A 9,496-nucleotide genomic window follows, 5' to 3' on the forward strand; every position below is an offset into this window, starting at 1 on the left:
GACTTCAGCGCAGCATGCCGCTGCCGTAGCCCTTCAGGTTGGCTTTCTTCATCAGGGATTCGTACTGGTGCGAAACGAGGTGCGATTGTACTTGCGACATAAAGTCCATAACAACCACGACCACGATCAGCAACGAGGTCCCGCCAAGATAGAACGGTACGTTGGCAGCCACCACCAGGAACTGGGGCAACAAGCATACGGCCGTCATGTACAGAGCACCGAACATGGTCAAGCGGGTCAACACGCCATCGATATAGCGCGCCGATTGCTCGCCGGGACGGATACCCGGAATAAAGGCACCGGACTTCTTCAGGTTTTCCGCTACGTCTTTCGGGTTGAACATCAGCGCTGTGTAGAAGAAGCAGAAGAAAACGATCCCTGCACTAAACAGCAAAATGTTCAACGGCTGACCAGGAGCGATAGCCTGTGAAATATCCTGCAGCCAGCCCATACCTTCGGACTGACCAAACCAGGCACCCAGCGAAGCCGGGAATAACAGAAGGCTGCTGGCGAAAATAGCCGGGATAACCCCTGCCATGTTCACCTTCAACGGCAAGTGGCTGGTCTGCGCCGCGAAGACCTTACGGCCCTGCTGACGCTTGGCGTAGTGCACCGCAATGCGACGCTGACCACGCTCAATGAACACCACGAAACCGATAATCGCTACTGCCAGCAAACCGATGGCGATCAGGGCAAAGATATTGATATCACCCTGGCGAGCAGACTCGAAAGACTGCCCGATCGCCGACGGCAGACCGGCCACGATGCCTGCAAAGATCAGCATCGAAATACCGTTGCCAACACCACGCTCGGTGATTTGCTCGCCCAGCCACATCATAAACATCGCACCCGCCACAAACGTGGTGACTGCAACGAAGTGGAAGCCGAAATCGACCGAAAACGCTACGCCCTGACTGGCCAGACCGACGGACATGCCGACAGCTTGGACAATAGCCAGGACGAGGGTGCCGTAGCGGGTGTACTGGCTAATCTTGCGACGGCCAGCCTCACCTTCCTTCTTCAACTGCTCCAGCTGCGGGCTGACAGCGGTCATGAGCTGCATGATGATCGACGCCGAGATGTACGGCATGATCCCCAGTGCAAAAATACTCATACGCTCCAGCGCGCCGCCGGAAAACATGTTGAACAAGCTAAGAATGGTCCCCTCATTCTGTCGAAACAGGTCCGCCAGCCGATCCGGGTTGATGCCAGGAACCGGGATGTGTGCACCTATCCGATAGACGATGATCGCCATGAACAGAAAGCGCAAACGAGCCCAGAGCTCGGATAACCCGCCATTGCTGAGCGCTGAGAGAGCACCTTGCTTAGCCATTTATTCCTCGAACTTACCGCCAGCTGCTTCGATAGCCGCGCGCGCACCCTTGGTGGCGGCGATACCTTTAAGGGTGACCGCTTGAGTAACCTCACCGGACAGCATGACTTTCACACGCTGCACGTTTTGGTTAATCAGGTTGGCATCCTTCAGCGACTGCAGAGTAACAATGCCGCCTTCGATTTTATTCAGCTCGGAAGTACGCACTTCTGCGCGATCCATAGCCTTCAAAGAAACGAAACCGAACTTAGGCAGACGACGGTGCAGAGGCTGCTGGCCGCCCTCGAAACCCGGAGCAATGGTGCCACCGGAACGGGAGGTCTGACCTTTGTGGCCACGGCCACCAGTCTTACCCAAACCGCTACCGATACCACGGCCCGGACGGTGCTTCTCGCGACGGGAACCCGGCGCAGGACTCAAATCGTTCAGGTACATGTATTAACCCTCCACACGGAGAAGGTAGTAAGCCTTGTTGATCATGCCGCGGTTTTCCGGAGTATCCAGAACTTCCACGGTGTGATTGATGCGACGCAGGCCGAGACCCTTGACGCAGGCTTTATGGTTGGCCAGACGGCCATTGGTGCTCTTGATCAGAGTCACTTTGACGGTATTAGCCATGATTAGAGAATCTCCTCGACGCTCTTGCCACGCTTGGCCGCAACAGACACTGGGGATTGCATGGCTTTCAAACCTTTGAAGGTGGCATAAACCACGTTCACCGGGTTAGTCGAGCCGTAGCATTTAGCCAGAACGTTCTGAACGCCAGCCACTTCCAGAACAGCACGCATGGCGCCGCCGGCGATGATACCGGTACCTTCGGAAGCAGGCTGCATGTACACCTTGGAAGCGCCGTGAGCGGACTTCATTGCGTACTGCAGAGTAGTGCCATTGAGATCAACCTGGATCATGTTGCGACGTGCAGCTTCCATCGCTTTCTGGATGGCCGCAGGCACTTCACGGGACTTACCACGGCCGAAACCGACGCGACCCTTACCATCACCTACCACGGTCAACGCGGTGAAAGTGAAGATACGGCCACCCTTAACGGTCTTGGCAACGCGGTTAACCTGTACCAGCTTCTCGATATAGCCTTCGTCGCGCTTTTGGTCGTTATTTGCCATAACTTAGAACTCCAGCCCGCCTTCACGAGCAGCATCAGCCAGCGCCTTGACGCGGCCGTGGTACTTGAAGCCAGAACGGTCGAATGCAACCTGAGTTACACCAGCGGCTTTCGCACGCTCGGCAACCAGCTCACCAACTTTCTTGGCCGCGTCGACATTGCCAGTGGCGCCGTCACGCAGTGCTTTGTCCAAGGTAGAGGCGCTGGCCAGAACCTTGCTGCCGTCGGCCGAAATGACCTGGGCATAGATGTGCTGCGAAGAGCGGTACACGCACAGACGCACGGCTTCGAGCTCGTGCATTTTCAGGCGTGCTTTGCGAGCGCGACGCAGTCGAGTAACTTTTTTGTCGGTCATTTGCTATGCCCTACTTCTTCTTGGCTTCTTTACGGCGGACGACTTCGTCTGCGTAACGAACACCTTTGCCCTTGTAAGGTTCAGGACGACGGAAATCACGAATTTCCGCAGCGACCTGACCAACCAGTTGCTTGTCGACACCCTTGATCAGGATCTCGGTCTGGTTCGGGGTTTCAGCCACTACACCTTCCGGCAACTCATAGTCGATCGGATGGGAGAAGCCGAGAGCGAGGTTCAGCACCTGACCTTTGGCTTGCGCTTTGTAACCAACACCAACCAGCTGCAGCTTACGCTCGAAGCCTGCGCTAACACCGATCACCATGTTGTTGACCAGGGCGCGAGTGGTACCGGCCATTGCACGAGTCTGCTGATCGCCATTGCGAGCAGCGAAACGCAGCTCACCGGCTTCTTGCAGGACTTCAACGGACGAGTGAACGTTCAGTTCGAGAGTGCCCTTGGCACCCTTTACCGAAAGCTGTTGGCCGGCGAGTTTGACCTCAACACCAGCTGGCAGCTTAACGGGGTTCTTAGCAACGCGAGACATGCTTATCCCCCCTTAGAACACTGTGCAGAGCACTTCGCCGCCGACACCGGCAGCGCGCGCAGCGCGGTCCGTCATCACACCCTTGTTGGTGGAGACGATGGATACACCGAGACCGCCACGAACTTTCGGCAGATCATCGACGGATTTGTACTGGCGAAGGCCTGGACGGCTCACGCGCTTAACTTCTTCGATAACCGGACGGCCTTCGAAGTATTTCAGCTCGATGGACAGCTGCGGCTTAACTTCACCGCTGATCTGATAACCCGCAATATAACCTTCGTCTTTCAGAACTTTGGCTACAGCCACCTTCAACGTGGAAGACGGCATGCTTACGACGGACTTTTCAGCCATCTGGGCATTACGGATACGAGTTAGCATGTCCGCTAACGGGTCCTGCATACTCATGGGCTAGACGCTCCTGATACAAAAAGAATTAGCCTTGCGGCTACAGTCGCTGAGAATTCCGGGAAATTTGACCCAGGCTCAGGCGAGCCGAGCATTCTAGAGACTGATCAAAAATGAATCAAGCCCCAAAGGGGCCTGATTCACACATAAGACAAAGCCGGCACTAGGCCGGCTTTGTTTTTACCAGCTGGCTTTAACCAGCCCTGGTACATCACCACGCATTGCAGCTTCACGCAGCTTGATACGCGACAGACCGAACTTGCGATAAACGCCGTGCGGACGACCGGTAATGCGGCAACGGTTACGCAGGCGCGAAGCGCTGGCGTCGCGAGGCTGCTTCTGCAGAGCAACTTGAGCTTCCCAACGCGCTTCCGGACTGGTGTTCGGATTGGCGATGGTAGCTTTCAGCTCGGCACGCTTTTTAGCGTACTTAGCTACCGTTTGCTGACGCTTCAGCTCGCGGTTTTTCATGCTGGTTTTGGCCATGATCCAACTCCAATCAGTTACGGAACGGGAAGTTGAAAGCACGCAGCAGAGCGCGGCCTTCATCATCGTTACGGGCAGTGGTAGTCAGGGTAATGTCCAGACCACGCAGGGCATCGATCTTGTCGTAGTCGATTTCCGGGAAGATGATCTGCTCTTTAACGCCCATGCTGTAGTTGCCACGACCATCGAAGGACTTGGCATTCAGGCCGCGGAAGTCACGCACGCGCGGCAGGGAGATGGACAGCAGACGATCCAGGAACTCGTACATACGCTCACGGCGCAGAGTCACTTTAACGCCAATCGGCCAGCCCTCACGAACCTTGAAGCCTGCAATCGACTTACGGGCATGAGTCACGACGACTTTCTGACCGGTGATCTTTTCCAGGTCGGCAACAGCGTGCTCGATGACTTTTTTGTCACCGATCGCTTCGCCCAGGCCCATGTTCAGGGTGATCTTGGTGATGCGCGGAACTTCCATCACGTTGGCGAGCTTAAGTTCTTCCTTAAGCTTCGGCGCGATTTCTTTCCGGTAAATCTCTTTTAGTCGTGCCATGGTCTTCTACCTAGCAGTGTTCAAGCATCAACCGCTTTTTGGGTCGACTTGAAGACACGAATTTTTTTACCGTCTTCGATTTTGAAACCAACGCGATCAGCCTTGTTGGTTTCGCCATTGAAGATGGCCACGTTAGAAGCGTGCAGAGGCGCTTCTTTCTCGACGATACCGCCCTGAACGCCCGACATCGGGTTCGGCTTGGTATGGCGCTTCACCAGGTTGATCCCACCAACGACCAGACGGTCGTCAGCGAGAACCTTGAGCACCTTGCCACGCTTACCTTTGTCTTTGCCGGCGATCACGATGATCTCGTCGTCACGACGAATCTTTTGCATGTCGGATCTCCTTAGAGCACTTCAGGTGCGAGCGAGACGATCTTCATGAACTTCTCAGAGCGAAGTTCACGAGTCACTGGCCCAAAAATACGGGTGCCGATCGGCTCTTGCTTGTTGTTCAGCAGAACAGCAGCGTTGCCATCGAAGCGGATGATCGAGCCATCAGGGCGACGAACGCCGTGACGCGTGCGGACTACAACAGCAGTCATCACTTGGCCTTTCTTCACCTTGCCGCGCGGAATTGCTTCCTTGACGGTCACTTTGATGATGTCGCCGATGCCAGCGTAGCGGCGATGCGAGCCACCCAGCACCTTGATGCACATAACGCGACGAGCACCGCTGTTGTCAGCGACGTCGAGCATGGATTGAGTCTGAATCATATAATTTCTCCGACCCTTAGCCCTTAGACTTCCACTGCGCGTTCGAGGATCTCAACCAGCGCCCAAGACTTGGTCTTGGCAACGGGACGAGTTTCGCGAATGGAAACTTTGTCACCGATCTTGCTCTGGTTGGTTTCGTCGTGCGCGTGCAGCTTGGTCGAACGCTTGACATATTTGCCGTAGATCGGGTGCTTAACGCGACGCTCGATCAGTACGGTGATGGTCTTGTCCATCTTGTCGCTGACGACACGGCCGGTCAGCGTACGGACTGTTTTTTCGGCTTCAGCCATGATCACTTACCTGCCTGCTGGTTGAGCACAGTTTTCACACGAGCGATGTCGCGCTTAACTTGCGAGAGCAGGTGAGACTGCCCCAACTGGCCAGTTGCTTTCTGCATACGCAGATTGAACTGGTCGCGCAGCAGGCCGAGCAGTTGCTCGTTCAGCTGCTGTGCTGATTTTTCACGAAGTTCATTCGCTTTCATCACATCACCGTCCGCTTAACAAAAGTGGTGGCGAGCGGCAGCTTTGCAGCAGCCAGGGCAAAAGCCTCACGCGCCAACTCTTCGGAAACGCCTTCGATCTCGTACAGGACTTTGCCTGGCTGGATCTGGGCTACCCAATATTCAACGCTACCCTTCCCTTTACCCATCCGCACTTCAAGAGGCTTCTTGGAGATCGGCTTGTCCGGGAAAACGCGAATCCAGATTTTCCCGCCACGCTTAACGTGACGAGTCAGAGCACGACGAGCGGACTCAATCTGACGGGCGGTGAGACGACCGCGGGCAACAGACTTCAGCGCAAACTCGCCGAAGCTGACTTTGCTACCGCGCTGAGCCAGACCACGGTTGTGGCCGGTCATCTGCTTGCGGAACTTCGTACGCTTTGGTTGCAACATTTTGCGTACTCCTTACTTAGCAGCTTTTTTACGAGGCGCAGGCGCTTGAGGTTTCAGTTCTTCTTTCAGGCCACCAATCACTTCGCCTTTGAAGATCCAAACCTTGACACCGATCACACCGTAAGTGGTGTGCGCTTCGTACGTGGCATAGTCGATATCGGCACGCAGGGTGTGCAACGGCACACGACCTTCGCGATACCATTCGGTACGTGCAATTTCAGCACCGCCGAGACGACCGCTCACTTGGATTTTGATGCCCTTGGCACCAATACGCATGGCGTTCTGTACAGCGCGCTTCATGGCGCGACGGAACATCACACGACGCTCCAGCTGCTGAGCTACGCTCTGCGCAACCAGCATACCGTCGAGCTCCGGCTTGCGGATCTCTTCGATATTGATGTGCACCGGCACACCCATTTGCTTGGTCAGGTCCTGACGCAGCTTCTCAACATCCTCACCTTTCTTCCCGATAACGATACCTGGACGAGCGGTGTGAATGGTGATGCGTGCGGTTTGAGCCGGGCGAGCAATGTCGATACGGCTTACGGACGCGCTTTTTAGTTTGTCTTGGAGATACTCACGCACCTTCAGATCAGCGAACAAATAGTCCGCATAAGTCCGACCGTCTGCGTACCAGACGGAGGTGTGCTCCTTGACGATTCCCAGGCGGATGCCAACGGGATGTACTTTCTGACCCATCTGATCGACTCCGTTACTTGTCCGCAACCTTGACAGTGATATGGCAAGACCGCTTGACGATGCGATCAGCGCGGCCTTTGGCACGCGGCATGATGCGCTTAAGCGAACGCCCCTCGTTGACGAAAACAGTGCTGACTTTCAGGTCATCAACGTCTGCGCCTTCGTTGTGCTCGGCGTTGGCTACAGCCGACTCCAGCACTTTCTTCATGATTTCCGCGGCTTTCTTGCTGCTGAAAGCCAGCAGGTTGAGCGCTTCGCCCACCTTCTTCCCGCGGATCTGGTCGGCGACCAAGCGGGCTTTCTGGGCGGAGATGCGAGCGCCCGACAACTTAGCGGCTACTTCCATTTCCTTACCCCTTAACGCTTGGCTTTCTTGTCAGCCACGTGCCCACGATAGGTACGAGTGCCGGCAAATTCGCCCAGTTTGTGGCCGACCATGTCTTCGTTCACCAGAACTGGGACATGTTGACGACCGTTGTGTACAGCGATGGTCAGACCGACCATTTGTGGCAGGATCATCGAACGGCGCGACCAGGTTTTCACTGGTTTGCGATCGTTCTTTTCCACCGCCACTTCGATCTTCTTCAGTAGGTGAAGATCAATAAAAGGACCTTTTTTCAGAGAACGTGGCACTGTCGTATCCCTCTATTTACTTGCGACGACGGACGATCATGTTGTCGGTGCGTTTGTTACCACGAGTCTTCGCGCCCTTCGTCGGGAAGCCCCATGGAGACACCGGATGACGACCACCAGAGGTACGACCTTCACCACCACCGTGTGGGTGATCAACCGGGTTCATGGCTACACCACGAACGGTTGGGCGAACGCCACGCCAGCGTTTGGCACCGGCCTTACCCAGCGAACGCAGGCTGTGCTCGGAGTTCGAGACTTCGCCCAGGGTCGCACGGCACTCAGCCAGCACTTTACGCATTTCACCGGAACGCAGACGCAGGGTCACGTAGACACCTTCACGCGCAATCAGCTGAGCCGAAGCACCAGCGGAACGAGCGATCTGAGCACCTTTACCCGGCTTCAGTTCGATACCGTGAACAGTGCTACCAACTGGAATGTTGCGCAGTTGCAGACTGTTGCCCGGCTTGATCGGAGCCATGATGCCAGCTACCAGCTGATCGCCAGCACTCACGCCTTTAGGGGCGATGATGTAGCGACGCTCGCCGTCTGCATACATCAGCAGAGCGATGTGTGCGGTACGGTTCGGATCGTATTCGATACGCTCGACAGTGGCTGGAATGCCATCTTTGTCGTTGCGTCGAAAATCGACCAGACGGTAATGCTGCTTGTGGCCACCACCGATATGACGGGTGGTGATACGACCATTGTTGTTACGACCGCCAGTCTTCGACTTTTTCTCGAGCAGCGGAGCGTAAGGAGCGCCTTTGTGCAGCTCCTGATTGACCACCTTGACCACAAAACGGCGGCCAGCGGAAGTCGGTTTGCATTTAACGATTGCCATGATGCACCCCTTCCTTACTCAGCACTGCTGGCGAAATCGAGATCTTGGCCTGGCTGAAGGGAGATGATCGCCTTCTTCCAGTCGTTACGCTTGCCCAGGCCGCGAGCGTTGCGCTTGGTCTTACCGAGAACATTCACGGTATTAACAGCAGCAACATTCACGTTGAACAGGCTTTCGACGGCCTTCTTGATTTCCAGCTTGGTTGCATCGGTTGCAACCTTGAAAACGAACTGACTTTTCTTGTCAGCGAGAACCGTGGCCTTCTCGGAGATGTGCGGGCCAAGCAGCACTTTAAATACGCGTTCCTGGTTCATCCCAGCAGCTCCTCGAATTTCTTCACGGCAGAAACGGTGACCAGCACCTTTTCGTACGCGATCAGACTGACCGGGTCGGAACCTTGCACGTCACGAACATCAACGTGTGGCAGGTTGCGCGCAGCCAGGTACAGATTCTCATCAATAGCATCAGACACGATGAGCACATCGGTCAGACCCATGCCATTCAACTTGCCCAACAGTTCTTTAGTCTTCGGCGCTTCAACGCTGAAGTCTTCGACAACGATCAGACGGTCAGTACGGACCAGCTCAGCAAGAATCGAACGGATAGCCGCGCGATACATCTTCTTGTTCAGCTTTTGATCGTGATTCTGCGGGCGAGCCGCGAAGGTCACACCACCGCCACGCCAGATCGGACCACGAGTGGTACCAGCACGAGCACGACCAGTGCCTTTCTGACGCCATGGGCGCTTACCGCCACCGGATACGTCGGAACGGGTCTTTTGTTGCTTGCTGCCCTGACGGCCGCCGGCCATGTAGGCCACAACAGCTTGGTGAACCAGGGTCTCGTTGTATGCGCCGCCAAAAGTGGCTTCGGATACTTCGATCGCTTGAGCGCCATTTACATTTAATTGCATGT

Annotated in this window: 20 protein-coding genes; all 20 read right to left on the reverse strand. The window is 55.5% G+C overall.

Annotation, left to right across the window (positions count from 1 at the left end; translation table 11 throughout):
- Positions 1 to 4: 4 nt before the first annotated feature.
- The 20 genes from secY to rplD all read right to left on the reverse strand — a co-directional run bounded on the left by secY (position 5) and on the right by rplD (position 9,494).
- Positions 5 to 1,333 carry a preprotein translocase subunit SecY gene (gene secY, locus ACSQ17_RS07095; protein WP_233686010.1) on the reverse strand — a complete coding sequence of 443 codons (1,329 nt, stop codon included), beginning with the start codon at positions 1,331 to 1,333 and terminating at the stop codon, positions 5 to 7.
- A complete protein-coding gene (gene rplO, locus ACSQ17_RS07100; RefSeq protein ID WP_160016247.1) occupies positions 1,334 to 1,768 on the reverse strand; it encodes a 50S ribosomal protein L15 in 435 nt (144 codons plus the stop codon).
- Between the two features lie 3 nt (positions 1,769 to 1,771).
- A complete protein-coding gene (gene rpmD, locus ACSQ17_RS07105) occupies positions 1,772 to 1,951 on the reverse strand; it encodes a 50S ribosomal protein L30 (protein WP_013789769.1) in 180 nt (59 codons plus the stop codon).
- Positions 1,952 to 1,953: 2 nt separating this feature from the next.
- Positions 1,954 to 2,454: a 30S ribosomal protein S5 gene (rpsE, locus tag ACSQ17_RS07110; protein ID WP_233686011.1), complete on the reverse strand. Its 501-nt coding sequence runs from the start codon at positions 2,452 to 2,454 to the stop codon at positions 1,954 to 1,956.
- Positions 2,455 to 2,457: 3 nt separating this feature from the next.
- Complete coding sequence (gene rplR / locus ACSQ17_RS07115) at positions 2,458 to 2,808, reverse strand: 50S ribosomal protein L18 (protein WP_003293038.1); 351 nt, start codon at positions 2,806 to 2,808, stop codon at positions 2,458 to 2,460.
- A 10-nt stretch (positions 2,809 to 2,818) separates the two neighbouring features.
- A complete protein-coding gene (rplF, locus tag ACSQ17_RS07120) occupies positions 2,819 to 3,352 on the reverse strand; it encodes a 50S ribosomal protein L6 (protein WP_296218085.1) in 534 nt (177 codons plus the stop codon).
- 12 nt (positions 3,353 to 3,364) lie between these two features.
- On the reverse strand, positions 3,365 to 3,757 hold the full coding sequence (gene rpsH / locus ACSQ17_RS07125) for a 30S ribosomal protein S8 (protein ID WP_069519903.1): 393 nt from the start codon (positions 3,755 to 3,757) through the stop codon (positions 3,365 to 3,367).
- Between the two features lie 180 nt (positions 3,758 to 3,937).
- The gene (gene rpsN, locus ACSQ17_RS07130; RefSeq protein WP_305623299.1) at positions 3,938 to 4,243 is read right to left on the reverse strand and encodes a 30S ribosomal protein S14; all 306 of its coding nucleotides are present in this window, start codon (positions 4,241 to 4,243) and stop codon (positions 3,938 to 3,940) included.
- Between the two features lie 13 nt (positions 4,244 to 4,256).
- On the reverse strand, positions 4,257 to 4,796 hold the full coding sequence (gene rplE, locus ACSQ17_RS07135; RefSeq protein ID WP_159973765.1) for a 50S ribosomal protein L5: 540 nt from the start codon (positions 4,794 to 4,796) through the stop codon (positions 4,257 to 4,259).
- Positions 4,797 to 4,816: 20 nt separating this feature from the next.
- Complete coding sequence (gene rplX / locus ACSQ17_RS07140; protein WP_131175042.1) at positions 4,817 to 5,131, reverse strand: 50S ribosomal protein L24; 315 nt, start codon at positions 5,129 to 5,131, stop codon at positions 4,817 to 4,819.
- 11 nt (positions 5,132 to 5,142) lie between these two features.
- Complete coding sequence (gene rplN, locus ACSQ17_RS07145) at positions 5,143 to 5,511, reverse strand: 50S ribosomal protein L14 (RefSeq protein ID WP_003289207.1); 369 nt, start codon at positions 5,509 to 5,511, stop codon at positions 5,143 to 5,145.
- 23 nt (positions 5,512 to 5,534) lie between these two features.
- Entirely contained in the window at positions 5,535 to 5,801 is a 267-nt protein-coding gene (gene rpsQ, locus ACSQ17_RS07150) for a 30S ribosomal protein S17 (protein WP_090243097.1), read from the reverse strand.
- 2 nt (positions 5,802 to 5,803) lie between these two features.
- Complete coding sequence (gene rpmC, locus ACSQ17_RS07155) at positions 5,804 to 5,995, reverse strand: 50S ribosomal protein L29 (protein ID WP_002555481.1); 192 nt, start codon at positions 5,993 to 5,995, stop codon at positions 5,804 to 5,806.
- Positions 5,995 to 6,408 (reverse strand): 50S ribosomal protein L16, encoded by a 414-nt coding sequence (rplP, locus tag ACSQ17_RS07160; protein ID WP_090255798.1) that lies wholly within the window; start codon positions 6,406 to 6,408, stop codon positions 5,995 to 5,997. The genes rpmC and rplP overlap by 1 nt, the downstream gene beginning before the upstream one ends.
- Before the next feature lie 12 nt (positions 6,409 to 6,420).
- On the reverse strand, positions 6,421 to 7,107 hold the full coding sequence (rpsC, locus tag ACSQ17_RS07165) for a 30S ribosomal protein S3 (protein WP_233686013.1): 687 nt from the start codon (positions 7,105 to 7,107) through the stop codon (positions 6,421 to 6,423).
- A 13-nt stretch (positions 7,108 to 7,120) separates the two neighbouring features.
- The gene (gene rplV, locus ACSQ17_RS07170; RefSeq protein ID WP_003103908.1) at positions 7,121 to 7,453 is read right to left on the reverse strand and encodes a 50S ribosomal protein L22; all 333 of its coding nucleotides are present in this window, start codon (positions 7,451 to 7,453) and stop codon (positions 7,121 to 7,123) included.
- An 11-nt stretch (positions 7,454 to 7,464) separates the two neighbouring features.
- Positions 7,465 to 7,740: a 30S ribosomal protein S19 gene (gene rpsS / locus ACSQ17_RS07175; RefSeq protein WP_010486981.1), complete on the reverse strand. Its 276-nt coding sequence runs from the start codon at positions 7,738 to 7,740 to the stop codon at positions 7,465 to 7,467.
- 16 nt (positions 7,741 to 7,756) lie between these two features.
- Positions 7,757 to 8,581: a 50S ribosomal protein L2 gene (rplB, locus tag ACSQ17_RS07180; protein ID WP_069519908.1), complete on the reverse strand. Its 825-nt coding sequence runs from the start codon at positions 8,579 to 8,581 to the stop codon at positions 7,757 to 7,759.
- Between the two features lie 14 nt (positions 8,582 to 8,595).
- Positions 8,596 to 8,895 carry a 50S ribosomal protein L23 gene (gene rplW / locus ACSQ17_RS07185; protein WP_090255803.1) on the reverse strand — a complete coding sequence of 100 codons (300 nt, stop codon included), beginning with the start codon at positions 8,893 to 8,895 and terminating at the stop codon, positions 8,596 to 8,598.
- Positions 8,892 to 9,494 (reverse strand): 50S ribosomal protein L4, encoded by a 603-nt coding sequence (rplD, locus tag ACSQ17_RS07190; protein WP_311090430.1) that lies wholly within the window; start codon positions 9,492 to 9,494, stop codon positions 8,892 to 8,894. Before rplD ends, rplW begins: the two co-directional genes overlap by 4 nt.
- Positions 9,495 to 9,496 lie beyond the last annotated feature (2 nt).

Origin of the sequence: Pseudomonas sp. LjRoot71 (assembly GCF_964253255.1) — a bacterium.
Taxonomy (GTDB): domain Bacteria; phylum Pseudomonadota; class Gammaproteobacteria; order Pseudomonadales; family Pseudomonadaceae; genus Aquipseudomonas.